This is a genomic window from Pseudomonas fluorescens, assembly GCF_902497895.1.
Classification (GTDB): domain Bacteria; phylum Pseudomonadota; class Gammaproteobacteria; order Pseudomonadales; family Pseudomonadaceae; genus Aquipseudomonas; species Aquipseudomonas fluorescens_BP.
Genome location: NZ_CABVHQ010000078.1, coordinates 1 through 24,718, shown reverse-complemented (window position 1 = coordinate 24,718; position 24,718 = coordinate 1). Strand labels below are relative to the sequence as shown.

Below are 24,718 nucleotides of genomic sequence, written 5' to 3'. Positions count from 1 at the left end.
ATTGTCCGCCGGAAAGATCGCGTTTATCCATCGATGCCCCGACCCCCTGTAGGAGCTGCCGCAGGCTGCGATCTTTTGATTTTGGCGCCCGTCCGGCCAACGCATTGTCCGCCGGAAAGATCGCGTTTATCCATCGATGCCCCGACCCCCTGTAGGAGCTGCCGCAGGCTGCGATCTTTTGATCCTGGCGTCCGTCCGGCCAACGCATTGTCCGCCGGAAAGATCGCGTTTATCCATCGATGCCCCGACCCCCTGTAGGAGCTGCCGCAGGCTGCGATCTTTTGATCCTGGCGTCCGTCCGGGCAACGCATTTGTCCGCCGAAAAGATCGCAGCCTTCGGCAGCTCCTACGCGCTCTCACTCCAGCATCTTCCCCAACAACCAGCTCCCCGCCGGCCCCGGCGGATGCAGGCGCGACCAGAGGGCATCGACCGCCACCGGCCGCGGCCAGCCACGCACCTTGAGTTCCTGCAGCGAGCCGGCGCCAAAGCGGCCCACCAGCCAGCGCGGCAAGGGTGCCCAGCCAAACCCGCGCTGGGCCATTTCCAGCAGCATCAGGTAACTCGGCGCCGACCAGACCCGGCCCTGGGCGCGGGTTTCATAAGGGTTGACGATGGTCGCCAGGCGTAACTCTCGGTGTTGTTGCAAGTTGTCCTTGTCGACCTTGCTCAGCGCCGCCAACGGATGGTCACGAGACACAAACAAGGCAATTTCCGTACGTTCGTCCACCGTCGAACTGGCGAGGTCGGCCGGGTAATCGGGTTGCATCTCGGCGAAGGCAATCTGCGCCCGGCCACTCTGAACCAGGGCGATCAGGTCGGCGGATTCGGCAATCAGGCATTCGAGTTCCAGGTCTGGGTATCGCTGCTCGAAGGCGCTCAAGCTTGCCTCGAAACGGTCGGACTGATAAGTGTCGGAAATGGCCACGGTCAGCTTCGGTTCGAAACCTTGTGACAACTGGCTGGCGGCCATTTCCAGGCGACTGGTGGCGGCCAGAATGTCTTCGGCGCGTTGCAGCATGACGTGCCCGGCCGGGGTCAGCGTCGGCTTGCGACTGCTGCGATCGAACAGCACCACATCCAGGTCGATTTCCAGGCTGGCAACGGCGGCGCTGATGGTCGACTGGCTCCTGCCCAGCTTGCGCGCAGCCGCGGAAAACGAGCCTTGGGTCGCGGCCTGGACAAAGGCCAGCAGCACTTCATGAGAGGCCATGAACTATCGCCTTGATCGATGGTTATTGGTTATAAAGTATCGGATTCCAAGGTGATGATGGCAACCATCGTCACTTAGGGAGCCAGTCATGAGCACCAACAAATCCATCACTGAACGTATTTTCCAGGCCATCGGTTTCGAGCTGCTCGCTGTTCTATTGTGTACCCCGCTGCTCGCCTGGGTGATGGACAAACCAGTCGTCGACATGGGTGTCGCGACCATCGCCATCGGCCTGATTGCCCTGGGCTGGAACGTCCTGTTCAACGGCCTGTTCGACCGTTTGCTCAAACGCCTTGGCAGGGTTCAGAGCAGTTGGACCCGCGTGCTGCACGCTCTGATGTTCGAGGGCGGTCTGGTGGCGGTCAGCGTGCCGCTGATAGCCTGGTGGTTGAACATCAGTCTGTTGCAGGCATTGATTCTAGACCTCGGCGTGCTGCTGTTCTTCCTGCCATACACCTACGTCTATCACTGGGCGTATGACATGCTGCGCGAGCGACTGCTGCTGAGTCGGATGATCTGATTCATGGCGTTCAGCGCCGGGGTGACGGTGCTGGGGAGGCTTGTGGCGAGGGCGAAAACTGAACCCATAGAGCAGACCGAACAGATCAGTATCGCGATGGCTTTGGCCAATGCTGTGGTTCATGGAGTCTCGCTGGCGGGACGCGTCTGTCACCGGTTTCACAGGTTCGCTTGAACCGCATCATGACAAGGCCGTTTGACGGTTTTGTGACAGCTTGGCGACGTCGGCGAGTGAGTCATGACCAGTGGTCGGAACCATTAAAGATCGCGAGCCGAGCGCCGATAAAGCTCAGGTAGTCTTTCGCGCTTTGGCCAAAGACTTAGTTGTTTCTGACAGGGATGTCTGGACGTTATGCATGCCTCTGGTTGGCCTGCTTTATCCCTGTCATGAGATCCCACTCGATGTTTCTGCAAAAATCCCTGAGAGCTCAAATCCTCGCACTGCTGAGCGGTAGCCTGTTTGCAATGCTGCTGATTGCGCTGGCGTGCTTTCATTTTCTTTCCAGCGGTGTTCAGAATTATCGCAATCTGATGGATGGCCCGCTGCATACTTCGCAATTGATCGATGAAGCCAACCTGCAATTCAAGGTTCAGGTTCAGGAATGGAAAAATGTCTTGCTGCGCGGCAAGCGGCCGGAAGACTTGAACAAGTACTGGAAGCAATTCGAAGATCGCCAGCGCGATGTACAAGGCATTCTCGGACAACTGGGCAGCGCCCCGGGAATTGATGCGCAACTCAAGACTCGTATCGAGCGGCTGCGCGAAGAGCACCGCGTTTTGGGCACGGCCTATCAGAAGGGCCGTGACGCCTATCTGGCCGCCGGGGCCGACCCCGCTGCCGGCGATAGCGCAGTCAAAGGCGTGGACCGCGCCGTCAGCGAGCAAATGAGTGAACTGGTCAACGAACTGCGCAAGCAGGGTGCCGAGCAATCGACCCGGATCAGTGCCGATGCTGATCGCACCGTGGTGCTGGGGATTGGGGTGATGCTGGCTTCGGGTCTGTTGATCGGCCTGCTCAGCCTGTGGCTGGTCAACCGCAATCTGGTCGAGCCAATCCGCAAGCTGATCGAATACGTCGCTCAGCTCAGCCAGGGCCGCTTTGTCGAGCGTGTCGCCAGCGATCGTCAGGATGAACTGGGCAAGCTGGCTGTTGCCGCCAATACCTTGCGGGATTTTCTCGCGCAAACCTTCAGCCGCTTGCAGCGCAGCGCCACGGATCTGGACAGCGCCAGTGGCGAGCTGAATTCGATCGCCAGCCAGATGACTCAGGGCACCAACGAGCAATTCAACCGCACCGATCAAGTGGCCACGGCGATGAACGAGATGTCCGCCACGGCGCAGGAAGTCGCCCGACATGCAGCGGATGCGGCACGGGCTGCCGATAATGCCGATCACTCTGCTCAGCAGGGTGAAAAGGTCATGCAGGGGACGATTCACACCATCACCCAGATGCGTGGCGAAATCGCCAATACCGCTACCGTCATCCGTCAGCTGGAGACCGACAGTGGGCGAATCGGCAAGGTGCTGGAAGTGATTCGCGCAATTGCCGAACAGACCAACCTGCTGGCGCTCAATGCCGCCATCGAAGCGGCCCGCGCCGGCGAGGCCGGACGCGGATTTGCCGTGGTCGCCGATGAGGTTCGCAGCCTGGCTCAGCGCACGGCGGCATCGATTATCGAGATCAATCAGATCATTCAAACGGTGCAGAAGGGGGCGGTGGATGCGGCCCAGGCCATCGAAAGCGGCCAGTCACGCAGTGAGGAAAGCGTCCAACAAGTGACTCAGGCCGGCGCGATGCTGGAGCGGATCACCGTTGCGGTGGAATCGATACGCGACATGAACCGGCAAATCGCTACGGCCGCCGAAGAGCAGACTTCGGTGGCTGAAGACATTTCGCGCAACCTCACCGAAATCACCGCCATCGCCAGTACCAATCTGGACAACGTGCAGCGCACTGAAGCGGCGAGCCGGAATTTGCACGGGTTGTCGGGGCAGTTGAATGAGGTGACCGCGCGCCTGAGCGCATAAAAAAAGCCGCGCGACCCAAAGGCCGCGCGGCTTTTACTGTGAGGCAGTTACTTGTCTTGTTTGTTGCTCAATACCTGACCGGTCTTGGCGTTCAGGTCCACGTCCCACTCGACACCTTTGGCATCGCGAATTTCCACCTGGTAGACGTAGTCCGCGCCTTTCAGCTCAAGCTCGGTGTCGGTGATGCTGGCCGCCGTTGTGCCTGGATGCTGGGCGCGGGCGGCCTGGTTGAGTTTTTCCAGGTCCATGATGGTGCCGGCTTTGAGCAGGCCCGGAATCTGGTCAGGACGGACGTCGGCCTGGGCCAGGCCGACGGTCAGGGTCAAGGCGGCAGCGGCAAACAGGGCAGTCAACGTTTTCATGGGATTCTTTCCTTGGGGTGAACTGTTTAAGTGGGATCAGGTTAGCCCGCTGAACTTAATTCACCCTTAATTTCCATTTCGGCTCGGTTAATAGCCGTTGGCCTCAAGCAACTGCGCGACAGTGGCCGGAGCCGGGCGCTTGAAGTACTTGAGCAGTTCGGAGCTGCGGTTGGTGAAGATGCCATCGACGCCGGCATCCATTGCCTTCTGGTAATCCACGGGCTCGTCGATGGTGTAGACATGCACCAACAGGCCTTTGTCGTGAGCGAAGCTGTTCATCCACGGCTGCACCAGGTCCGAATAGCTTTGGTCGCCACCGCCGGTCAGGGCTGCCGAAGGTCCGGTGCCAACGGCGCCTTGAGCCTTGGCATAGTCGACCCATTTCTCGAATTCGGCTTGGTCCTTGGGTTCCTGCCTGGCGTAGAAGGCGGCTTTATCCTGTTCCCCGCTGGCGGCGAAAGTGACGTTGGATTTGGATTCGATACCGCCTTCACCGACCCACAGCAGAAGGATTTTCGGTACCTGCGGCATCTCTTTTTGCAGCAACTCCAGGCTGCTCTTCTCGAAAGTTTGCAGCACCACCTTGCCTTTGCCCTGGCCGACCGCTATATCGCCTTTCGCCAGTTTCGAGCCAATCGGGCTGAGCCAGCCACGGTCCTGCAATTTATCCTTGAGGTCGCGTTCCAGGCCCGGAAACAGCTTCGGCTCCTTGGTTTCGATATACAGCCCGGGCTTGTGCAACGGGTTGCCCCGGGCGATATCGATGATTTCGTCGAGGGTCAGAATCTTCAGTCCGATATAGGAGGGACGCGCGCGGTCCGGGTAGGCGCTGTTGAACCAACTGCCGGCATCCAGGGTTTTCAGCTCGGCCAGGGTGAATTGATTGGCGGGGCTGTCCTTGCGCTCGGGAAATTTGCTCGCGACGTCGGTGGTGCGTTGCAGGTTGTCGTCATGCAGGGCGAACAGCACGCCGTCCTTGCTGCGTTGCAGGTCCAGTTCCAGGTAGTCGGCGCCCAGGTCGCGGGCCAGTTTGTAAGCGGGCGCGGTGGACTCCGGGGCATCGAACGATGCGCCACGGTGGGCAATGACCGCCGGGTGCGGGATGCCCGTTGCGGTGGCCAGGGCGGTGGGGCTTGGCTGGCTGCTGGCCTGGGCCTGGCCCAGGCCGAGCATCAGGCTCAGCAGCAGGGCGCTGTTGCGCAAGGTGGTGGGCATAGTCGAGATCCTTTCGTTGTGAGCGATACTATGTTTTAACAACTGAACGCTGCCAGTGCTATCGCCAAACCGACATTAACCTGTGTCTGAAGCATTTTTTCAGCGCTTTTGTGCGGTTCTTTGCAGTACTCTTTGATCCAGCAGTTTCCCCGTCAGAGGGAAACCTGAAAAAAAAGCTGCTGCTGCCCTGCGTGCAAACCATCGATCACCTGTCCTTTGGGACCTCCCGTGAGGTTTAGCATGCGCATCACTTCCGAGCTTATCTGCCAGGCCGCCGACCAACTCAAGGGTTTCGTCGGTTTCAATCGCAAGACCGGCCAGCATATCGTTCGTTTCAGCGAAGACTCATTCGGCATGGACGTCGCGGATGACGCGATCATCCCTACCTGCGAATTCGTCTGGCAGCCTGGGATCCATCACACCATGACCCTCAAGCGCGAGCTGATTCAGCTGCTGCTGGACCAGAATATCGACGACCGCATCAACATCACCGAACCGCTGCGGGTGTACATGCGTCGCGAGGACGTGCCGGAGATTTCGGCGCAGCGCAGTCTGGTGCAGCCGGTGTTGGGGTAAGGGGCTGTTTGCTTTGAGGCAGAGAGTGTGGGAGCCGGCTAAATACCAGTCAATAAGAGTAGATATGTCAAACACAGAACCTGTGGCGAGGGGGCTTGCCCCCGCTGGGGCGCGCAGCGGCCCTGAAACCTGCAAACCGGTTCTGTCAGACCCGCCTCATGTGCAGGCTTTTCGTGCCGGCGCGCCTTGCGCTCGGTGGTGACGAGGTTCGATGAGCTGGCGCGCAGCGTGCGATTGCCTTAGTCCTGTTGGTTCGACGCGATGGGTTTAAACCTTGGGCTCATCCTTGCGCACAAAGTGCTGATGCATTTCAGAGGTCAGGCTTTCGATGCGCTCGGTCAGCGACTTGGTCATCTCGGTCAAGCGGGTGTTCTGCTCAAGCAATTCCATTAACTGCGCGGTGTTGTGTGCCGCTTCTTCCTGGCGCCTGGTATTGGCGCTGGCCAGGGCTTCCCGGTGGCGGGCATCGGCGTCGGACTTGGCTTTGTCGCGAGCGGCCTGGCGGGTCTGGGCCAGCAGAATCAACGGTGCGGCGTAGGCCGACTGCAGGCTGAACGCCAGGTTGAGCAGGATGAAGGGATAAAGATCGAAATGAGCGACGCCAAACAGATTGAGGCAGACCCAGATCACCACGATCAGGGTTTGTGCGCCGAGAAAGGTCGGCGTGCCGAAGAAGCGCGCAAAGGCTTCAGCCCTCAAGGCAAAACGGTCAGTACCGAAGGTCGGCGCCAAATGAGCATGGGGGCGGTGAAAACGCAGGTGGTCAACTGATTCCGTAGACGCTACTTCGGGTTTTCTCGAATTCATGGTGCTCTCTGCAATGCGGTGGGACTGGGGCCTACTATAGTTCCCGCGACCTCTAGACCGAGGCAAGCCGTCAGGGGGTTGTGTCGGCTGAGGCTGAAAGAGCCCGCGCGCTGGTTATCCATTATCCAATTTATTCAGAAATATATTGTTGTGTTTTAGTGGGCGCGAACTTTTACCGGGAAATGCCAGTAATAGTGTCATTTATTCCAGACACTCTAGAGCTGTGCAGAAGCCCTGCAGAAAGAAATAACTGGTCTGACGATGGCCTCGACCTACAGCTGATAGCAGGTCAGGAACATGTCCAGGGTCGACTCGACGACGGAGGTCTGCATCTCTGCCGACAATCCGGGCTGGCCCATGGAAATCTGCGGCCAGAAGGCGAAAGCCTTGATCAGCCCTTGCACCTGGTGTGCGGCAAAAACCGGGTCAACAGCTTTCAACCGGCCATCTGCCTGGGCTGCACGAATCCACACTGTAAGACCTTCTTCCCGTTCGCCCAGCCGCGCGACCATGTCTTGGCCGCGCTCGGGAGAGTGAATGGTGGCGGCGATCGCCACTCGAGCCAGGTCGAGAAAATTATTGTCCGAGAGCGTTTGCAGTTTGGCCCGCAGCACTGCTTCGAGTTGCGGGCGTAGCGGCTGGTCATTGCGGTACGGTGTTTCCGGTTCCGCGCAGATGCTGTTCCACAATTTGTTCAGGATCTCGGCGAACAGCTCTTCCTTGCTGGGGAAGTGGTTGTACACCGTGCGCTTCGACACCCCGGCCGTCGCAGCAATCTTGTCCATGCTGGTGATATCGAAACCATTGGCACGGAATTCGACAATGGCCGCCTGAATGATGGCGTCGCGTTTACGGTCGGTGAGACGCAGTGGAGCTGTCATAAATAGGCTTCGGCGGCGATAAGGGAAACTTACACTCTGAAGTTTACTTATTCTCGGGTTTGTTGCAATCTAGAAACTACACCGTGCAGTGTAGTTACTCGGTAAGAATAGAATCCTCGGCCCAAGCGTGCATGCGCATTGGCCAATTATCGTCCAGCAACGGAACGCGACAAACTCATCGTACTCCTTGGAGCCACATCAATCATGGCCACTCCCTCATCCCGCGCCGACCGCGCTGTCGGCCTTGAAGCGTCTCTGCAGGATCAAGGTCACTACCGCAACCACGCGCCGGTGGAGCGCGAAGGCTTGCGCAAAACCTTGCGGATATTCTGGAACATGCTGTTTCATAAACCGCGTAACACCCGCCCGGCAGGGGATATCCCGGTTCAAACCCTGACCCGCGAAGCGCTTTTCGCCGCGCCGAATCACAGCGTGTTTCGTCTCGGCCATTCCACCATGCTGCTCAAATTGCACGACAAATTCTGGCTGACCGATCCGGTATTCGCCGAGCGTGCATCTCCGGTGCAATGGGCCGGTCCCCGGCGTTTCCATCAGCCACCCATCAGCCTCGAACAATTGCCGCCGATCGAGGCGGTGATCCTGTCCCACGATCACTACGACCATCTCGACCATCAATCCATCCTCAAACTGGCCGACAATACCCGGTACTTCCTCACGCCGCTGGGCGTGGGCGATACCTTGATCAAGTGGGGGATCAAGCCCGGCAAAGTGCGCCAACTGGATTGGTGGCAGGGCACCGAGGTGGACGGCATTCGCTTCATCGCCACGCCTTCGCAACACTTTTCCGGACGCGGCCTGTTCGATGGCAACCGCACGTTATGGGCGTCCTGGGTCATGATCGATGGCGACACCCGGATCTACTTCAGCGGCGACACCGGTTATTTCGATGGCTTCAAGCGCATCGGCGAAGAGTACGGACCCTTTGACCTGAGTCTGATGGAAACCGGTGCCTACAACGTCGACTGGCCACACATCCATATGCAACCCGAGCAAACCCTGCAGGCCCATATCGACCTCAAGGGCCGCTGGCTGCTGCCGATCCACAACGGCACCTTCGACCTGTCGATGCACGCCTGGCACGAACCCTTCGATCGCATCCTGGCCCTGGCCTGGGAGCGCAATGTGTCCATCACCACGCCGCAGATGGGCGAAGCGTTCAACCTGAAACAGCCCCTGCGTGGACGGGCCTGGTGGCTGGAGCTCGAAAGCGCGACGGAGCAAGTCGTCGTCAACAACCTGTAATCAGTTGCCCAGCCGCCTTTATGCGCCGAAATATTGCCATAACGGCGGCTACGGGTTATGTAAAGGCCGTGAATGAGACAGTCAGCAACGGACCCTGCCATGACCTACAGAATCCACCTCTTCGGAGCTTCCGGCTCGGGCACCACCACCCTGGGCCAGGCATTGGCCGAGCGATTGGCTATTGCCCATTTCGACTCGGACAACTTCTACTGGCACTCCACCGAGAAGCCCTTCAGCAGTCGACGCACTCGCGACGAACGCATTCAGCTGCTGCAAGAACAGGTCGCAGGCCTGGAGAACTGGGTGCTTTCCGGTTCCCTCTGCGGTTGGGGCGATCCGATAACCTGCGAGTTCACCCACGCCATCTTCGTCCGCCTCGATCCACAGATCCGCTTGCAACGTCTGCTCGCTCGGGAATTCCAGCGCTACGGCGAACAGATCTTCGAAGGCGGAGCACGTTACGACGAAACCCAAACCTTCCTCGCCTGGGCCGCCGGCTACGACGAGGGCGGCCACGGCACCCGCAGCCTGCGCCGACATGAAAGCTGGATCAAAACCCTGAGCTGCCCGGTGATACAGCTGGATTCAACGGGTTGTTCGGTTGAGGAGCTGGTGGAGCAGGTGTTGGAGAGATTGGATAAGTATGGTCGCCAGAACGCTGGAAAGGAGGGTCATATCCACTCGGTCTGAGATAACTGGGGGCTTAAGTGAAAACGACTTCAATCCGCCCTTCACGCCTTGATCTTGGGGCCGATTTGACGATGATCTGCACATCATGTCCAAGCCGGGAAAGGCATTCCATCATCTTCGCTTCGCTGATGCCGCGAAACTTTCCTCGAAGCATTTCGGAGAGTTTCGGTTGCGACAGCCCGAGAATCTCCGAAGCTTGAACCTGAGTCAGATGTCGTGCCTTGATGATTTCACCGATCTTCGCGGCAAGTTGGGCCTTGACCCGCATCTCATTGGCGTCGGCATACCCAAGGTCTTCGTAGACATTACCGGTGCTTTCTTCGATTTCAATCATGTGCTGATCCTGTTGCATGATCTTGGGCCGCCCGAAGTCTCTTCTTGATCAGGTCTATATCGCAGTGTGCGGTTTCGATGCCCTTGGTCGACTTCTACTGGAAGCAATGAAGTACATAAATGGCCTTACCAAATCGAACGGTATAAACCGCTCGATAAGTATTTGTGTCGAAGTTTTCAACTACCTCAAGCAATCCTGCGCCGCCAAAGCCCTTCAATGGTTTGGCTTGCGGATGCTTTGCGCCGTCTTGTGCCAAGTGAAGGGCAAATCCAAAAACGTCCTGGACGTCTGCGGGCATTTGCTTGAGGTCTTTTTTGCTGCTACTGACCCACAGGAGTGGCTTCCATGTACTCATGCGAAAATATACCTAAATGGGGATAATCGTCAACAAAGGGACGTTGCTCACTCAATCATCGCGTAATCAGCCCGCCCGACCGGATTCGGCGTTGCACCTTTGACGTTCATCCCTCTGCCTGGCGCAAAACCCCGGAAAAACACCAAACCTTCAGCTTCAAGCCGAAACGACAGGGCCAAACGGGTGACGTCCAGCAAATCCCCATGGGCTTCAAACAGCTTGATGGCTTCTACTGAAACCCCAGACTCCCGAGACAGACGCTCCAGGCTCCAGCCCAGTAAATCGCGGGCCTGGGCACAGTGTTCGGGGGTGAATTGAAACAGGGCGATACGTTCGAGGGTGACTTTCATCGCTAGAGAGTCCATGGTTTTCTCCGGGGCACGAGAGCGGCGATTCAATAAAATACTGTGTTTTTGTACAGTTGTTTTGTGCCTGGATCAAACTCAATTTTTTGATCGATTCAGTTTTTTCTCGCACGGATAAACCGTTGTCGTTCTCCCCTGTAGGAGCTGCCGAGCCTGCGAGGCTGCGATCGGCTGCGCAGCAGTCGCAATCAGGCCACCACGGTTAACCTGTAAAAACGCAGTGCCTGGTTTTACGACTGCTGCGCAGCCGATCGCAGCCTCGCAGGCTCGGCAGCTCCTACATGAGCCGAACGCAGCCTCGCAGGCTCGGCAGCTCCTACAGGAACTACCGGTAGACATCGCCCCCCCATTGGCCGAGTCTAGGGTTCAGCACCTCATTGCTGGTCCGAGGATGGACAAAAATGAAAATGCTAACGGTGATCGGCTTGATCACTCTGCTGCTTAGTCAGCCGGGGTGGGCTCAGGCGGGTTCCGTTCCCGGGGATGACAAAGCCTTGTTCATCGCCGATCTCCTGCAGCGCATGACCATTGAAGAAAAGATCGGTCAGCTCAGACTCAACTGCATCGGCCAGCAAATGCCTCAAGAGACATTTCTTGAAGAGGCTGCCCTTGGCCAGGTCGGTGGCCTGTTTTATGTGACTGGCCGTTCGGATCTGCGAGCGTTTCAGGACGCCGCCTTGCGCAGTCGTTTGAAAATCCCTTTGTTCTTTGCCTACGACGTCATTCACGGGCATCGCACGCTGTTTCCGATCGGCCTCGGTCTGGCTTCCACCTGGGACGTGGACGCCGTCGCCTTGAGCGCGCGCATTGCGGCCAAGGAGGCGAGTGCCGATGGCCTGGACATGGTGTTCTCACCCATGGTCGATATCACCCGAGACCCGCGCTGGGGGCGGATGTCCGAAGGTCTGGGCGAAGATACCTATATGGCCTCGCGTTATGCCCAGGTGATGGTCAACGCGCTGCAAGGGACGAAACTGGGTGCGGTGGACAGCGTCATGGCCAGCGCCAAGCATTTCGCCTTGTACGGTGCGGCGGAGGGCGGCCGCGACTACAACTCGGTCGATATGAGCCTGCCGAAGATGTATCAGGACTATCTGCCACCTTACCGTTCCGCCGTAAACGCTGGCGTGGGCGCCATGATGCTGACCTACGTCGCCATCAACGGCACGCCCGCCACCTCCAATACCTGGTTGATCCATGATCTGTTGCGCAAACAGTGGGACTTCAAAGGCCTGACCATCAGCGATTTCGATGCGGTCAACGAATTGGTGACCCATGGCGTCGCGCGCGATGGCCGTGAGGCCGCCCTGCGGGCGATCAAGGCCGGGGTCAATATGAGCATGACCGACACGCTTTATCGCAAGGAGCTGCCGGGACTGTTGAAATCAGGCGATGTCTCGCAGGAAGAAATCGACGACGCTGTGCGAGCCGTGTTGGGCGCCAAGTACGATCTTGGGCTGTTCGCCGATCCCTACCTGCGAATCGGCGCCGCCCATGATGATCCGCCAGACAACAATGCCGAGGACCGCCTGCACCGCGCACAAGCCCGTGAAGTCGCGCGCAAGAGCCTGGTATTGTTGAAGAACCGGGCCAATGTCCTGCCGCTCAAGAAGGACGGCGTGGTGGCCGTCGTCGGGGCCCTGGCGAAAAGCCGTCTCGATATACTCGGGACCTGGAGCTCCATCGGCTCACCGGTGCAGGCGGTATCGGTCTATGACGGTATCGCCAATGCACTGGGCGACCCCAGCCGACTGCTGTACGCCCGGGGCGCCGATATCACGGATGATCAATCGGTCCTCACCTACCTGAACCAGCCCGGCGCCAACCCGTCCGATGTCGAGGTCGATCCACGCCCGGCACACCAAATGATCGAAGAGGCGGTCAAGGTTGCCGAGCAGGCCGAGATCGTCGTCGCGGTGGTCGGAGAGTCCCGCGGCATGTCCTATGAAGGGGCGAGCCGGGCCAGCCTGGGGTTGCCAGGCTATCAGTCCGAGCTGATCAAAGCCCTGAAGGCCACCGGCAAACCCCTGGTGCTGGTGCTGATGAACGGCCGTCCACTGTCCGTTGGCAAGGAGCAGGACGCCGCCGATGCGGTGCTGGAAACCTGGTACAGCGGCACCGAAGGCGGCAACGCAATCGCCGATGTGCTGTTCGGCGACTACAACCCCTCCGGCAAACTGCCGGTTTCATTCCCACGCTCCGTGGGCCAGATTCCGATGTACTACAACCACTTGAACACCAGCCGACCACACCTGCTGGAGAATCCTCGCGCAGTGACTTCGCGCTATTTCGACGAAGCGTACGGCCCGCTTTACCCCTTTGGCTTCGGTCTGAGCTACACCCAATTCAGTCTGTCCGACGTGACCTTGACCAGCAAACAACTGGAGCGCAGCGAAACGCTGGGTGCCAGCGTGGTCGTGAAAAATACCGGGCAGCGGGAAGGCGAGACGGTGGTGCAGCTATATGTGCGGGACGTGAGCGCCTCCATCAGTCGCCCGATCAAGGAGTTGAAGGGTTTTCAAAAGGTCATGCTCAAGCCCGGGGAAGAGAAAGTCATCCAATTCAGCCTCAACGAGAATGACCTGAAGTTTTACGACGCGCAGTTGAAGCACGCGGCGGAATCCGGTGAGTTCAGAGTGCTGATCGGGCTGGATTCGCAAAATGTGAAGGAGCGGAGTTTTGAGCTGCTTTGAAAAGTTGATATTTCATTGGGGCGAACCACAGGGCGCGGTGTGTGAATCCAGTCGATCACACCAATTTTTTAGCACTGTCTAGCTGTAAGGGCTGACAGTAGACTACGATGTTTTTATGCAGGATCCTAAAAGCTCAATTGACTTATTAACAATAAATCAATAGTAGCGATTGACTGTCACCCCTCCTGATTTAAATACAAGGAATGGTCGCGTTTTTAAAGGCAAGTAGTTGGGGTGTGCCATAACAGTTTTTTTTCCAGGGAGGACATGATGAAAAGATTACGTCTGCTGTGTATCTTGGTCGGTTTTATAAGCCTGCCGGTCCAGGCCTCCGATACGGCATCTTTAAACAAAGATGCCTTCGTTACTAACCTGATTAAACAGATGACCTTGGAAGAAAAGATCGGTCAACTGCGGCTGATCTCTATTGGTGACAACATGACTCCCGAAAGGATCCGCCAAGAGATCGCGGCTGGACAAGTCGGTGGTACGTTCGGTTCTGTGAACCGTTACCAAAACCGCCCCATGCAGGACGCAGCTCAACGTAGCCGACTGAAAATACCGATGTTTTTCGGCTTTGACGTGATTCACGGTCATCGAACCATTTTTCCTATTGGTCTGGCATTGGCCTCCAGCTGGGATATGGACGCTATCGAGTTGAGCGGTCGAACGGCGGCGAAAGAAGCCAGTGCGGACGGTATAGATTTGACCTTTGCACCAACGATAGATATCGCCCGTGATCCTCGTTGGGGGCGCACATCCGAAGGATTCGGTGAAGACACTTATCTGGTTTCCCGCATTGCCAAAGTGATGGTTCAGGCCTTCCAGGGCAAAAGCCCGAGTGCACCGGACAGCATCATGGCCAGTGCTAAACATTTTGCGATGTATGGTGCTGTCGAGGGTGGACGCGACTACAACAGCGTCGACATGGGCCTGGCCAGGATGTACCAGGACTACCTGCCACCTTATCGTTCGGCGATTGATGGTGGTGCGGGAGCGGTGATGGTAGCGCTTAACTCGATAAATGGTGTGCCAGCAGCTTCCAATACATGGTTGATGCAAGACCTGCTGCGCAAAGCGTGGGGCTTCAAGGGGCTGGTCATCAGTGACCATAATGGGGTAACTGATCTGGTTCGGCATGGTGTTGCGAAGAATGATCGTGAAGCTGCCAGGCTCGCAATCAGGGCTGGCATTGATATGAGCATGAACGACTCCTCCTACGGTCCGGAGCTACCCGGGCTGCTTGAGTCCGGCGCTATTTCCCAGAGCAATATTGATAACGCGGTGCGGGAAGTCCTGGGTGCCAAGTACGACATGGGGCTGTTCGAAGACCCTTACCGACGCATCGGCATTGCCAGTGAAGACCCCGCTGATAGCGGCGCCGAAAACCGTCTGCACAGAGCGCAGGCCCGTGAGGTGGCGCGCAAGACACTGGTGCTGCTGAAGAATGAAAATGGGCTCTTGCCGCTAAAAAAAGAGGGTGTGATCGCGCTCATAGGCCCGTTGGCAAAAAGTACCGTCGACATCCTGGGCAGTTGGTCTGCAAGCGGTGTGGCCTCGCAATCGGTGACGATCTACGACGGGCTGAAAAGCGCGATGAACAACGGCTCGCTGATCTATGCCCGAGGCGCCAATCTCACGGAGGATCTGGAGGTTGTTAAATACCTGGGAGTGTCCGAAATCGAGAACGACGCTCGTCCGGCAGCAGAAATGATTGAAGAAGCGGTCAAGGCTGCACAGCAAGCCGATGTTGTGATTGCAGTGGTGGGCGAGCCCCGCAGTATGTCCCATGAAGCGGCCAGTCGAACAAGCCTCGATCTGCCTGGGCGCCAGAGTGAATTGATCACCGCCCTGAAAGCCACCGGCAAGCCGCTGGTACTGGTATTGATGAACGGCCGGCCACTTTCCATTGGCAAGGAACAGCAACAGGCCGATGCGATTCTGGAAACCTGGTACAGCGGCTCTGAGGGAGGCAACGCCGTTGCCGATGTATTGTTCGGTGACTACAACCCGTCCGGCAAGTTACCCATCACCTTTCCACGCTCCGTGGGGCAGATCCCGAATTACTACAGCCACTTGAACACCGGTCGCCCCTACCTGCCCGGTGGGCCTCGCAACTACACGTCTCAATATTTCGATCAATCCCATGGACCGCTTTATCCCTTCGGCTATGGTCTGAGTTATACCGATTTCAGCCTGTCTGAAGTCACCCTGTCGTCTCAAACACTCCAGAGCGACGGCAATGTCAATGCCAGCGTCATCGTGCGAAACATCGGCCAGCGCGACGGCGAAACGGTGGTTCAGCTGTATATCCGCGACGTCGTTGCATCGGTCAGCCGTCCGGTCAAAGAACTGAAGAACTTTCAAAAAATCATGCTCAAGGCAGGGGAGGAGAAAGCGGTCCACTTCAGTATTGATGAGCGCGACTTGAAGTTCTTCAACGCTCAGCTGGAATACGCCGCCGAGCCGGGCGAGTTTCAGGTGCAAATCGGGCTGGATTCTCAGAATGTGAAAGAGCAGAGTTTTGAGCTGCTGTAACGACGTAGCAGCTGCCGAGCCTGCGAGGCTGCGTTCGGCTGCGCAGCAGCCGTAAATCTTGCGTACGCGGTTTGCCTGACAGATCGCTGCACCTGGTTTTACGACTGCTCCGCAGCCGGACGCAGCCTCGCAGGCTCGGCAGCTGCTACGGACCGCGTAACCCGCTGCGTGGAGGACGTCGTCAGGCGGCCCTACAAGCTGAAGTGGGTTGAAGAAAATGTGCGCCAGGAGTGACGGGAGTCGTTTAGAGTACGGCCGTTTATCAAAGAGGAAAGGGGATGTTGGTCTTCAACTGCACCGAGGCAGCCAGCGATTTTTTCAGTCGTGTTCACAAGGGTAAAAAAATCACGCCCGTCCAACGTCCGCCTTCGACCACCATCGACGACGATCAGGCGGGCGACTCGTCAGAGCTTTCGCAATGGCTGGTACATGCCATTACCGTCCAGCGTAAGCACGTACTGCTGGCGATTCACCTGCAAACGCGCTACTGCATGATCTTCGCCGACATGAAAAAAGCCGATGTGGACGGCTTTGTTCAGGCCTTCACCCAGCGCTGGATGAACAACATACTGAATCACGCGATGCGCAGTGGCGTGCTGGAGTGGGTCGAGTACCCCTCCATGCTTGAGCGTTTCACGGAACTGAATCGTGAGTTCAGTTTTTACCGGCGCAGCGACCGAAGTGCCCAGGGGCACCTCAATGAAATAGTCTGGATGTTCAAAGAGGATGTCGCCGATGCGGGGTGCCTGCCACCGGATGAAGCGGCCGCGTCTCGTTACGACACCAGAACCAACCACTTTCTTCGCAGCAGAAGGCTTAAAGACTATTTCTACCCTAACGAGGAAATGCTCATCCACTGGCTACAGAAGTTCTGCGGCGTAAGCGAGGTCAGAGCCCATGAGGCCGGAGAGCTTAGCAGACAGTTGAACAGAGAACGTTCTGATCAGGAATGGGCGCTTTCGCAGAGCTGAGATGCACATTGAAAAGCCCGTGCAGAGGAGCGCGCGTGTATATCGGTTTGCTGGTTTCGGTGATGCTTGGTCTGTGGGTCAGATAAGGTTCTTGCTGATGGCTTACTCATACACCGTCACCCGATTGCGCCCGGCGTTCTTCGACGCAAACAGCGCGTGGTCCGCCCAGGCGATCAGGTCGGCGTAGTTGATCGAGGGCTGGCTCAGGTCGGCCACCCCCAGGCTGATGGTGAAACGAATGCTCTGGCCGTTGTGCAGCACTTCCAGCCCTTCGACTGCCTCACGCAGACGCTCGGCGAAAACCCGTGCACCGGTCTTGTCGGTGTCCGAAAGCACCACGCCGAACTCTTCACCGCCATAACGCCCAGCCATATCGGTTTCGCGCACATGCTCGCGGATCAGCCGGGAAACTTGCTCGATGACCTTGTCGCCCGCCTGGTGACCATAGGTGTCGTTGACTCGCTTGAAGTGGTCGATATCCAGCATCACCAGGCTGGTGGCATTGCCATAACGCTGGTGCCGGGCATAGGCGACTTTCAGGCTTTCTTCCCAATGACCGCGGTTGTACAGGCCCGTCAGCCGATCGGTTCTGGAGAGTTGCTGCAATTGCGCATTGGCGGCCTGGAGCTGATGCCGGTTGGTAGCGACATCGGTGACGTCATAGATCACCAGGCAGATATGGTTAATCTTGCCGTCGGTGGAGCGCAGCGGTAACAGCGTGGTGTTCTGGTACATGAACTCTTCCTGGCCGGTGATCGGCTGGTAGTTCTTGAACCGGACCAGATACGGGCGCTGCTCCCAGACAGTGAACGCTGGCGTGGCCAGGGTCGCGACGCTTTCCACCTTGCGGCTGAACCATTGGCGGTCGATTTCGGGAAACAGACTGAAGAAATTCTGATTGTGGGCGTCCCTGGGCTGCACCCCGGAGCGGTTCTCCATGAAGGTGTTCCAGACTTGCACGCAATAGTCGCGGTCGAGCACCACCACACCGACGTCGATGCTCTGGACGATCGCCAGCAACCAGTGAAACTCGTTCAGATCGATAGGATCGTTCATGGCTCAGTTCATTAAGTAGGCGAGTTTGTGGGTCAACCGCTCGATGGAGTCTTCCGTGAACAGCAACAATAGGTCGAAACGAATATCATGCCCTTCCAGGCTGCAGCTGATTTCCACCGCCAGGGTCTTTTTCCAGCGCTTGTGGTTGGCCCGGATCAGCTCATCGATGGCCGCGTGCTGGCCGAGGATCTGCGGGTGGCCTTGAGAAAACACCACATCGATCTGTTCGGCAATGCTGCACAGGCATGCACCGATCAGCACGCTGGAGAGGTCCAGCAGCATTTCCAGGTCCGAATAATCGGTGCTCTGACGCTGCATCAATTGCGCTATGTCGGCGATTTCCGAGTCGTGAAACATCAGCAGGGCTTCGCCGGCGATGCCACTGCCGATAAAACCCTGGCAGATGGCCGTGAGTTGCTTGCTGTTGCTGGCATCGGTCAGCGCCATGTGCAACTCGCCGACTTCGAGGATGTTCACGTTCGGTACCGGCAACTGCACAAAGACGCCCAACACCTGGGCGATCAGGGCAGCCGCCCGGCCGATGGCAACGTTGACCGTTTCGCGGAACGCATCGTGAAAACTGATAACCGTGTTCGCTGCCGGACGACTCCCCGGCGACGCCTGGCCGGGTTCCGTCAGGAGCCCCAGCTGACTGAGTGTCTGGCGCAGCTCGTATTCGTCAAAAGGCTTTTTCAGGAACGCCAGCGCGCCCAGCTCACGCACGCGGCGCACCGCTTCTTCCTGAATGTCACCGGAGATCACGATGACTTGCGCCTGCAATCCTTCGGAGCGCAAGGCGCTCAATACCTGATAACCATCCATCTCCGGCATGGTCAGGTCGAGCAGCACCACCTGGCCCAAACCCCGGCGTATGGCATCCATTGCCTCGCGACCATTACCGGCCTCGGTCACCGAAACCGGCCAGTCCGCCGGCAGCGCCCGTAACACCTGCTTACGGGCCATGTTGGAGTCGTCACAGACCAGTAGGGGAATCACTGACACAAGATAGGGCACTCATAGGCGTAGGACATCAGGGTAAGCATCATGCCCCATAAGCTTGCAAAGACCAGCTTATAAACAGGGTTTTATTGAGAACGATGTCCAGCAGGGTGAGCCAATGACTATTTACTCGCCAACCCCGGCGCCTCACGAATGATGAAGTGGTCCAGGTTCTCAATATCGGCACTGAACACCCCGAACGTCTGCTCGGGGTTTTTCTTGCTCGGCACCTGCTTCAACTCCGGCGTCACGCCGTAAAAGAAGCAATACAACTGCGCCTCACTGTCGATGGCATGCTTGATCTCCTCCAGAAACGCTTTGCGCTTGCGGTAGGTGTCGATCAGCTTCTTGCTCAGGTAAACGTTGACCGAGTAGGGCTTCTTCTCAAACCAGACCTTCTTCTCGAAGTCGATGCGAAAGCTCTGGGTGTAGTCCTTGATCTCCTTGATCTTGCCCCAGTAAATCAGCCCCTTGTTGTCCTGCAGGTACTCGATTTTCTTGAAGAACGAAGCATAAGGCGCGGTGTGCTCGCCAATCTTCAGTGGCATGCGCTTGAGCAGATTCTTGTCCTCGAAGTTCGACACAAAGCACTCAACCGGATGGGCGAAGACGCTGGTCTTGTCCGGTGCCGCTTCACGGGGTGCGTGCGCCGAGGCAGTGTTCGCAGATGGAGTCTTCCACTCATCCCGCGGGGATTCGCTGTCTGCCACCGTGCTGGGCGGCTTTCGCACATACTGGCGACGAGTCAGCAGCAACTCTGAGGGGAAATGCTCCTCCCGATCGCCCTCGGCATCCTCTCCAGTCGCCAAGGCTTTGGAAGTGCCATAAGGGCAGCCTTCAACGTGTCGGGTGCTGGGTAGATTCTTGAAATGCGGGGTGCGGATGTAGTTGACGTTCTTCGCGTTGAACGTACCTAGCACATTCAGCGCATCAAACCCCGCCCGGCAGGCATTGTTAGGGCACAGGAAACTTTCCTTGGCCGAATCGAACGCCATCGTCTCGTCGAAATTCAAATCCCGCACGTCATAAATCGACAGCTTTTCGTCGAGGCTGAGGCAGTAGGCTTTGTCGAATTTCATGAGCGCTCCGGTCCTTGAGAGAGGATGGCCTATTAATAGCGGGCGGAGCTTCAGAGTGCACCAACCTTTTGAACACAGCGCCAAACCTGTGGGAGCGGGCTTGCTCGCGATGCTTTTAATGACCTCCCTAGCAAATTGCGGCATGCCTCAGTGGCGAGGGAGCTGAACGAACACAATCTACAAACCAACACAAATCTAATGTGGGAGCGAGCTTGCTCGCGATGAACGATAACGCGGTTTTCCTGATAAACCGCGCCGTCTGCATCGCGAGCAAGTCGCTCCCAGAGGTTTTGCGCTAGGCCGTTAATCCTCGGCAACCAACCTCGTCACCTTCTTATAAAGCGATAACGTGAATTCGTCCCGCTCACTGGAGTGATGACAACGTCGATGACAATTAGGGCACAGCGCAACAGCATTGCTCGTACGGTCCGAACCCTTCTGTGCCAGATGCTTAACGTGATGCACCTCAAGAAACGGCAAACCGTCCTTCTCAAACGGAGCAGGCTGATTGCAGCCCTCACATATACCATTGGCTTCTTTGCGCACCCAGGCTCTCACCTCAGGATCACGGACATAAGAATTGCTGGTGGTAGAGGCTTGCTGTGGATTCATAATCCCCTTCGGTTCACCCTTGATGAGCATCTGCTTCTCAAGTTTGATAGCGCGCCGCTCTAGCGTTCTCTCATCGGCGGTGGGGGCAAAGTCCTCAGGAGCCAAAGTGCTGTTAGCGCCAAGTGCCTCACGAATACTGCGCTCAACATTCGCGCCAACGTTTTTGGCTGGCTTGTACCCCTCGATGCGATCTCGCCCCAGTTGTTCCAACACGGTGGATATGTTCTGCATCCGGAACTCAACCGAACCTTTGGTGCGGCCCGCTAAGGCATCCTCACGTAAGACGCGATTCTCATGGGCCTTATTGACCTTCTGACCGGTCTGCTCGAGCGCGAGCATCTTCAAATAGGCATCGACTGCGGCCTGAATCTCCGAGTCGCTCCAATCGCTGTTGCTCTTTTCAGTGTCCATACTATCGCCGAGGGTTGAAAACCCTCGGACGATACTGAGTGGCCATTACGACTGTCTACGAATATTCCTACAATAAAAACGGATTTATCGCTCGGTCGATCCAGCCCTAACCCACAGACTGCTTAGACGACTGAAACAACTCCACCAATTTCCGCCACCAAGGCTTAACCTCTGGCACCCGTCGCCGTGTGCGATTGAGCAGCAAATAAGGCATACCCCGAAGCCGAATCCAGCCTTCGTCCTGCCAATGCAGCAGACTCAACGACATCTCCGGCCAGTCCAACAAACTCAACATCGGTCGATCTGCTGTTCGCGATTGCCGCGCATCACGCAATGTCGGCACCACCTGATGAGTCAACCACTCCCGCAACAACCGATGCCCCGGCGCGTAGTGATACACCAGCAACGCGTACACTCCGGACTCGCTGAGCATCAGCATGCTTACCAGCTGACCGTGGTAACAAATCGTCAGCGTTTGCCGCTGATCCTCGTCGAGCTTGCTGACCATTCGTTCGTTTAGATACACACCCATCAGCCGTCCCAGATTGCGGGCACAGAACCATGGCTGGTTTTCCAGGAGGAGGGCGTGAAGGTGGAGGTTGTGGCGGGTGAAGACAGTGGGGGTGAAGGGCTCAGACATGGTGGGCCTCCTGGTAAGGAGGAACATTAAACAAGCGTTGGGTATACATATCCCGTGACCTCTACGTATGCGTGTGGAAAGAGCCAGGCCCAGACGTAGAGAGAGGATCTTAAGAAAACCCAACTGGCAAAAACACCCGACAGATATGAATTATGTTCAGCCGCGTAGCGGTTATCACATTCGTATCTGTGTATTGAGGCTCATGCTTCCTACGTTGGGCGTTTCTTAGGCACCTACAGTTAAGGTAGGCAGTTGATAAAGCTTGGTCAATCCGACCTTGCTCTTTTAAATGCGTAGGAATATTCGTTGTTTTTTATCCTTGAGTTCCAGTTGGGTCCATCTTTGCTTGGATAACTTCAACATCTTGCCTAGCGTGAGCTTACGGACTAGGTTGGTTTGGCCAGCCATGGGAGAAGCGCGCGATGAGCGAACGGGTACAGTTCACAATGAATGAAGCAAGATCCCAACTTTCACTGCTTGCCAAACGCGCTTGGGCCGGTGATAGGGTTGTGATTACGAAGGACGGTAAGCCTTATCTGGATTTGCTGCCGCATGTTGATGTTGTGCGTGAGCGCAAGCCTGGGCGGCTTAAAGGGCAGATTCGTATGTCTGCGGATTTTGATCGGGCTCTTCGGGATTTCATCGAGTAGCTTTTTAGCGATACTGGAGATTGCGGAGGAGCAAGATCAAAAGATCGCAGCCTGCGGCAGCTCCTACGCGGGGGGATATTTTTTCCTTCCATAAAAAGCCCTGAGCAAGTCAGGGCTTTTTGGTTTTTGCGATTTGCCGAATCAATACATGACCAGCAGATCGTGGTCAGCGCAAGGAATCAATCCCAGCTAAGCGCGCCGCCGGTTTGGTATTCAATAACCCGAGTCTCAAAGAAGTTCTTCTCTTTCTTCAAGTCCATGATCTCGCTCATCCATGGGAACGGGTTAGTCGTCCCTGGGTACTCTTCTTTCAAACCGATCTGGCTCAAACGACGGTTAGCGATGAATTTGAGGTAGTCCTCCATCATCGCGGCGTTCATGCCCAGTACGCCGCGTGGCATGGTGTCACGTGCGTATTCGATTTCGAGTTGAGTGCCTTGCAGGATCATCTGCGAAGCCTCTTCCTTCATTTCAGCATCCCACAAATGTGGGTTTTCGATTTTGATCTGGTTGATCACGTCGATGCCGAAGTTAAGGTGCATGGATTCGTCGCGCAGGATGTATTGGAACTGCTCGGCGACGCCGGTCATTTTGTTGCGCCGGCCCATGGAGAGGATCTGGGTGAAGCCGCAGTAGAAGAAGATGCCTTCCAGAACGCAGTAGTAAGCGATCAGGTTGCGCAGCAGTTCTTTGTCGGTGTCGACGGTGCCGGTTTCGAACTTCGGATCGGAGATCGAACGGGTGTATTTCAGGCCCCAGGTGGCTTTTTTCGCGACCGATGGGATCTCGTGGTACATGTTGAAGATTTCGCCTTCATCCATGGCCAGCGATTCGATGCAGTACTGGTAGGCGTGGGTGTGGATCGCCTCTTCGAACGCCTGGCGCAGGATGTACTGGCGGCATTCCGGGTTGGTGATCAGGCGGTACACGGCCAGGACCAGGTTGTTGGCAACCAGGGAGTCGGCGGTGGAGAAAAAGCCGAGGTTGCGCATGACGATGCGGCGTTCGTCGTCGGTCAGGCCTTCCGGGTCTTTCCAGAGGGCGATGTCGGCGGTCATGTTGACTTCTTGCGGCATCCAGTGGTTTGCGCAGCCGTCCAGGTACTTCTGCCAGGCCCAGTCGTATTTGAACGGGACGAGTTGGTTGAGGTCGGCGCGGCAGTTGATCATGCGCTTTTCGTCGACGGCAACACGGGCGGAAGCGCCCTCGAGTTCGGCCAGGCCTTCGGCGATGTCGAGGTTATCCAGAGCTGCCTTGGCGCGGATGATCGCGGCGGAGTCATTGGCGGTCACGGCGCGGGCTTCGAGCGCGGCGGCACCGCCGGCGCTGTCGAGGCGGTCCATGTTGGCTTCAGAAGCGTGGCCGGCGTTGGCGCCTTTGGCGGCAACTTCGCCGTCCTCTTTGTCGAATTCGTCCCAGCTCAGCATGACGTGTCGTCTCCTGCGTGAGGGCCAGAAGCCCGTGTGATTAACACTTATGGTGGGTTTTTCACACGGCTAGTGGCCGCTTTGGATCTAAAGGATTGTTGAGTGCAGTGGCGATGAACGCACGCAAAAAACATAAATTTGGTTGGGGTTGACCCCGGAGTCGCTGATGGGAGGCGGGCGCTGGGCCTTTCCCTATGGCCTTTGGAGGCTGAATCAGCGTGGGTTTATAGCCCGACTAGGGGATATTTCAAGCCCTTTTGACGCGGGCAGTATAAAGCTTTTCATCAGGGTATTTCAGCCGCTTTTTTATTGCGCAGGGGTGGTCAATTGCCTCACGGGGGCTTTGTTGAGGCGGGGCAAGGGTTTGCGGGGGATTGGGGTTGGAGAGAAATTTTTGTTGGCTTGGGTGTTGCGAAAGGGCGGGAGATTTGGGTGGCTTTTAGGGGGACCGCTGCGCAGGAACGCGCCAATGCTGGCCAGTTAAGGAATTCCTGGCTTAGCGCATTCCTCGTAGCAGCTGGCGAAGCCTGCGTTCGGCTGCGTAGCAGTCGCAAATTATGCAATCACGGTTCACCTGTAACACCACAGTGCCTGACTTTACGACTGCTGCGCAGCCGAACGCAGCCTTCGGCAGCTGCTACGGACCGCGTCGTAGCCTTGACTGGCTGCATCAGGGCAAGCCCGCTCACAAGTTATGTGGGAGTTGCAGGAATTTTTGGTCCTCCAGAAACAACTAAGCCCGGCCGAGGCCGGGCTGTGACGTCGCGGTCAGCTATTAGCTGAGGCGGTTGGTGCCAGTGCGGTTGAAGCCATCAGCAGCGAAGGTAGCGGAACCGGTGCGGTCGAAGCCATCAGCAGCCAGGGTGGCGGAGCCAGTGCGGTCGAAGCCATCAGCAGCCAGGGTGGCGGAGCCAGTGCGGTCGAAGCCATCAGCAGCCAGGGTGGCGGAGCCAGTGCGGTCGAAGCCATCAGCAGCCAGGGTGGCGGAGCCAGTGCGGTCGAAGCCATCAGCAGCGAGGGTAGCGGAACCGGTGCG

The 24,718-nt window shown here is 57.2% G+C and carries 22 protein-coding genes and 3 pseudogenes; 10 read left to right on the top strand and 15 right to left on the bottom strand.

What is annotated here, in order from left to right:
• Nucleotides 1–356 precede the first annotated feature (356 nt).
• On the bottom strand, nt 357–1,211 hold the full coding sequence (locus F8N21_RS26540; RefSeq protein ID WP_150644953.1) for a LysR family transcriptional regulator: 855 nt from the start codon (nt 1,209–1,211) through the stop codon (nt 357–359).
• 88 nt (nt 1,212–1,299) lie between these two features.
• On the opposite strand from F8N21_RS26540, the gene F8N21_RS26535 reads away from it, so the two are divergent.
• The 3 genes and pseudogenes from F8N21_RS26535 (at nt 1,300) to F8N21_RS31545 (ending at nt 3,758) form a co-directional block, all read left to right on the top strand.
• The gene (locus F8N21_RS26535) at nt 1,300–1,731 is read left to right on the top strand and encodes a multidrug/biocide efflux PACE transporter (RefSeq protein ID WP_150644952.1); all 432 of its coding nucleotides are present in this window, start codon (nt 1,300–1,302) and stop codon (nt 1,729–1,731) included.
• Nucleotides 1,732–2,069: 338 nt separating this feature from the next.
• Nucleotides 2,070–2,825, top strand: a pseudogene (locus tag F8N21_RS31550) (methyl-accepting chemotaxis protein); the annotation flags it as partial.
• Nucleotides 2,826–2,990: 165 nt separating this feature from the next.
• A complete protein-coding gene (locus F8N21_RS31545) occupies nt 2,991–3,758 on the top strand; it encodes a methyl-accepting chemotaxis protein (protein WP_412071677.1) in 768 nt (255 codons plus the stop codon).
• A 47-nt stretch (nt 3,759–3,805) separates the two neighbouring features.
• On the opposite strand, the gene F8N21_RS26520 is transcribed toward F8N21_RS31545, so the two are convergent.
• Nucleotides 3,806–4,120 carry a PepSY domain-containing protein gene (locus tag F8N21_RS26520; RefSeq protein WP_150644949.1) on the bottom strand — a complete coding sequence of 105 codons (315 nt, stop codon included), beginning with the start codon at nt 4,118–4,120 and terminating at the stop codon, nt 3,806–3,808.
• Nucleotides 4,121–4,207: 87 nt separating this feature from the next.
• Nucleotides 4,208–5,335, bottom strand: coding sequence for a glycerophosphodiester phosphodiesterase (locus tag F8N21_RS26515; RefSeq protein WP_150644948.1), 1,128 nt, complete (start codon nt 5,333–5,335; stop codon nt 4,208–4,210).
• A 240-nt stretch (nt 5,336–5,575) separates the two neighbouring features.
• Here F8N21_RS26515 and F8N21_RS26510 point away from each other — a divergent pair, with 240 nt between their 5' ends.
• A complete protein-coding gene (locus tag F8N21_RS26510; protein WP_150644947.1) occupies nt 5,576–5,911 on the top strand; it encodes a DUF2025 family protein in 336 nt (111 codons plus the stop codon).
• A gap of 267 nt (nt 5,912–6,178) precedes the next feature.
• On the opposite strand, the gene F8N21_RS26505 is transcribed toward F8N21_RS26510, so the two are convergent.
• Together F8N21_RS26505 and F8N21_RS26500 are read right to left on the bottom strand one after the other, a co-directional pair.
• Entirely contained in the window at nt 6,179–6,718 is a 540-nt protein-coding gene (locus F8N21_RS26505; RefSeq protein ID WP_150644946.1) for a DUF1003 domain-containing protein, read from the bottom strand.
• A gap of 272 nt (nt 6,719–6,990) precedes the next feature.
• Nucleotides 6,991–7,599 (bottom strand): TetR/AcrR family transcriptional regulator, encoded by a 609-nt coding sequence (locus F8N21_RS26500; RefSeq protein WP_150644945.1) that lies wholly within the window; start codon nt 7,597–7,599, stop codon nt 6,991–6,993.
• A gap of 204 nt (nt 7,600–7,803) precedes the next feature.
• Here F8N21_RS26500 and F8N21_RS26495 point away from each other — a divergent pair, with 204 nt between their 5' ends.
• Nucleotides 7,804–8,862, top strand: a complete 1,059-nt coding sequence (locus F8N21_RS26495; protein ID WP_150644944.1) for an MBL fold metallo-hydrolase — start codon at nt 7,804–7,806, stop codon at nt 8,860–8,862.
• A gap of 99 nt (nt 8,863–8,961) precedes the next feature.
• Nucleotides 8,962–9,552: an AAA family ATPase gene (locus F8N21_RS26490; protein ID WP_150644943.1), complete on the top strand. Its 591-nt coding sequence runs from the start codon at nt 8,962–8,964 to the stop codon at nt 9,550–9,552.
• Nucleotides 9,553–9,565: 13 nt separating this feature from the next.
• Here the strand turns inward: F8N21_RS26490 and F8N21_RS26485 are convergent, their stop codons facing one another.
• The 3 genes and pseudogenes from F8N21_RS26485 to F8N21_RS26475 form a co-directional block, all read right to left on the bottom strand.
• Nucleotides 9,566–9,886: a helix-turn-helix domain-containing protein gene (locus tag F8N21_RS26485; RefSeq protein WP_150644942.1), complete on the bottom strand. Its 321-nt coding sequence runs from the start codon at nt 9,884–9,886 to the stop codon at nt 9,566–9,568.
• A pseudogene (locus tag F8N21_RS26480) lies at nt 9,879–10,241 on the bottom strand (type II toxin-antitoxin system RelE/ParE family toxin). The gene F8N21_RS26485 and the pseudogene F8N21_RS26480 overlap by 8 nt, the downstream one beginning before the upstream one ends.
• A 47-nt stretch (nt 10,242–10,288) precedes the next feature.
• Complete coding sequence (locus F8N21_RS26475) at nt 10,289–10,606, bottom strand: XRE family transcriptional regulator (protein WP_150644941.1); 318 nt, start codon at nt 10,604–10,606, stop codon at nt 10,289–10,291.
• A 401-nt stretch (nt 10,607–11,007) separates the two neighbouring features.
• Between F8N21_RS26475 and bglX (F8N21_RS26470) the strand changes: the two genes are divergently transcribed.
• The 3 genes from bglX (F8N21_RS26470) to F8N21_RS26460 all read left to right on the top strand — a co-directional run bounded on the left by bglX (F8N21_RS26470) (nt 11,008) and on the right by F8N21_RS26460 (nt 16,808).
• Nucleotides 11,008–13,299: a beta-glucosidase BglX gene (gene bglX / locus F8N21_RS26470; RefSeq protein WP_150644940.1), complete on the top strand. Its 2,292-nt coding sequence runs from the start codon at nt 11,008–11,010 to the stop codon at nt 13,297–13,299.
• Between the two features lie 270 nt (nt 13,300–13,569).
• On the top strand, nt 13,570–15,837 hold the full coding sequence (gene bglX / locus F8N21_RS26465) for a beta-glucosidase BglX (RefSeq protein WP_150644939.1): 2,268 nt from the start codon (nt 13,570–13,572) through the stop codon (nt 15,835–15,837).
• Nucleotides 15,838–16,115: 278 nt separating this feature from the next.
• A complete protein-coding gene (locus F8N21_RS26460; protein WP_150644938.1) occupies nt 16,116–16,808 on the top strand; it encodes a DUF6933 domain-containing protein in 693 nt (230 codons plus the stop codon).
• 102 nt (nt 16,809–16,910) lie between these two features.
• Here F8N21_RS26460 and F8N21_RS26455 read toward each other — a convergent pair whose 3' ends face one another.
• The 5 genes from F8N21_RS26455 to F8N21_RS26435 all read right to left on the bottom strand — a co-directional run bounded on the left by F8N21_RS26455 (nt 16,911) and on the right by F8N21_RS26435 (nt 21,605).
• Nucleotides 16,911–17,864, bottom strand: a complete 954-nt coding sequence (locus F8N21_RS26455; protein WP_150644937.1) for a diguanylate cyclase — start codon at nt 17,862–17,864, stop codon at nt 16,911–16,913.
• A 3-nt stretch (nt 17,865–17,867) separates the two neighbouring features.
• Nucleotides 17,868–18,866: a response regulator gene (locus F8N21_RS26450; RefSeq protein ID WP_150644936.1), complete on the bottom strand. Its 999-nt coding sequence runs from the start codon at nt 18,864–18,866 to the stop codon at nt 17,868–17,870.
• Between the two features lie 119 nt (nt 18,867–18,985).
• On the bottom strand, nt 18,986–19,942 hold the full coding sequence (locus F8N21_RS26445) for a hypothetical protein (RefSeq protein ID WP_150644935.1): 957 nt from the start codon (nt 19,940–19,942) through the stop codon (nt 18,986–18,988).
• A gap of 303 nt (nt 19,943–20,245) precedes the next feature.
• Complete coding sequence (locus F8N21_RS26440) at nt 20,246–20,965, bottom strand: HNH endonuclease signature motif containing protein (protein WP_150644934.1); 720 nt, start codon at nt 20,963–20,965, stop codon at nt 20,246–20,248.
• 106 nt (nt 20,966–21,071) lie between these two features.
• Complete coding sequence (locus F8N21_RS26435) at nt 21,072–21,605, bottom strand: Bro-N domain-containing protein (RefSeq protein ID WP_150644933.1); 534 nt, start codon at nt 21,603–21,605, stop codon at nt 21,072–21,074.
• A gap of 422 nt (nt 21,606–22,027) precedes the next feature.
• On the opposite strand from F8N21_RS26435, the gene F8N21_RS26430 reads away from it, so the two are divergent.
• The gene (locus F8N21_RS26430) at nt 22,028–22,255 is read left to right on the top strand and encodes a type II toxin-antitoxin system Phd/YefM family antitoxin (protein WP_150644932.1); all 228 of its coding nucleotides are present in this window, start codon (nt 22,028–22,030) and stop codon (nt 22,253–22,255) included.
• Nucleotides 22,256–22,434: 179 nt separating this feature from the next.
• Here F8N21_RS26430 and F8N21_RS26425 read toward each other — a convergent pair whose 3' ends face one another.
• Together F8N21_RS26425 and F8N21_RS26420 are read right to left on the bottom strand one after the other, a co-directional pair.
• On the bottom strand, nt 22,435–23,682 hold the full coding sequence (locus F8N21_RS26425; RefSeq protein WP_150644931.1) for a ribonucleotide-diphosphate reductase subunit beta: 1,248 nt from the start codon (nt 23,680–23,682) through the stop codon (nt 22,435–22,437).
• A gap of 775 nt (nt 23,683–24,457) precedes the next feature.
• A pseudogene (locus F8N21_RS26420) lies at nt 24,458–24,718 on the bottom strand (heme utilization protein); the annotation flags it as partial.

What these genes read in the sequence shown, in the direction of transcription:
- F8N21_RS26540 (WP_150644953.1), bottom strand. Translation starts at nt 1,211, where the DNA reads ATGGCCTCTCATGAAGTGCTGCTGGCCTTTGTCCAGGCCGCGACCCAA.
- F8N21_RS26535 (WP_150644952.1), top strand. Translation starts at nt 1,300, where the DNA reads ATGAGCACCAACAAATCCATCACTGAACGTATTTTCCAGGCCATCGGT.
- F8N21_RS31545 (WP_412071677.1), top strand. Translation starts at nt 2,991, where the DNA reads ATGACTCAGGGCACCAACGAGCAATTCAACCGCACCGATCAAGTGGCC.
- F8N21_RS26520 (WP_150644949.1), bottom strand. Translation starts at nt 4,120, where the DNA reads ATGAAAACGTTGACTGCCCTGTTTGCCGCTGCCGCCTTGACCCTGACC.
- F8N21_RS26515 (WP_150644948.1), bottom strand. Translation starts at nt 5,335, where the DNA reads ATGCCCACCACCTTGCGCAACAGCGCCCTGCTGCTGAGCCTGATGCTC.
- F8N21_RS26510 (WP_150644947.1), top strand. Translation starts at nt 5,576, where the DNA reads ATGCGCATCACTTCCGAGCTTATCTGCCAGGCCGCCGACCAACTCAAG.
- F8N21_RS26505 (WP_150644946.1), bottom strand. Translation starts at nt 6,718, where the DNA reads ATGAATTCGAGAAAACCCGAAGTAGCGTCTACGGAATCAGTTGACCAC.
- F8N21_RS26500 (WP_150644945.1), bottom strand. Translation starts at nt 7,599, where the DNA reads ATGACAGCTCCACTGCGTCTCACCGACCGTAAACGCGACGCCATCATT.
- F8N21_RS26495 (WP_150644944.1), top strand. Translation starts at nt 7,804, where the DNA reads ATGGCCACTCCCTCATCCCGCGCCGACCGCGCTGTCGGCCTTGAAGCG.
- F8N21_RS26490 (WP_150644943.1), top strand. Translation starts at nt 8,962, where the DNA reads ATGACCTACAGAATCCACCTCTTCGGAGCTTCCGGCTCGGGCACCACC.
- F8N21_RS26485 (WP_150644942.1), bottom strand. Translation starts at nt 9,886, where the DNA reads ATGATTGAAATCGAAGAAAGCACCGGTAATGTCTACGAAGACCTTGGG.
- F8N21_RS26475 (WP_150644941.1), bottom strand. Translation starts at nt 10,606, where the DNA reads ATGGACTCTCTAGCGATGAAAGTCACCCTCGAACGTATCGCCCTGTTT.
- bglX (WP_150644940.1), top strand. Translation starts at nt 11,008, where the DNA reads ATGAAAATGCTAACGGTGATCGGCTTGATCACTCTGCTGCTTAGTCAG.
- bglX (WP_150644939.1), top strand. Translation starts at nt 13,570, where the DNA reads ATGAAAAGATTACGTCTGCTGTGTATCTTGGTCGGTTTTATAAGCCTG.
- F8N21_RS26460 (WP_150644938.1), top strand. Translation starts at nt 16,116, where the DNA reads ATGTTGGTCTTCAACTGCACCGAGGCAGCCAGCGATTTTTTCAGTCGT.
- F8N21_RS26455 (WP_150644937.1), bottom strand. Translation starts at nt 17,864, where the DNA reads ATGAACGATCCTATCGATCTGAACGAGTTTCACTGGTTGCTGGCGATC.
- F8N21_RS26445 (WP_150644935.1), bottom strand. Translation starts at nt 19,942, where the DNA reads ATGAAATTCGACAAAGCCTACTGCCTCAGCCTCGACGAAAAGCTGTCG.
- F8N21_RS26440 (WP_150644934.1), bottom strand. Translation starts at nt 20,965, where the DNA reads ATGGACACTGAAAAGAGCAACAGCGATTGGAGCGACTCGGAGATTCAG.
- F8N21_RS26435 (WP_150644933.1), bottom strand. Translation starts at nt 21,605, where the DNA reads ATGTCTGAGCCCTTCACCCCCACTGTCTTCACCCGCCACAACCTCCAC.
- F8N21_RS26430 (WP_150644932.1), top strand. Translation starts at nt 22,028, where the DNA reads ATGAGCGAACGGGTACAGTTCACAATGAATGAAGCAAGATCCCAACTT.
- F8N21_RS26425 (WP_150644931.1), bottom strand. Translation starts at nt 23,682, where the DNA reads ATGCTGAGCTGGGACGAATTCGACAAAGAGGACGGCGAAGTTGCCGCC.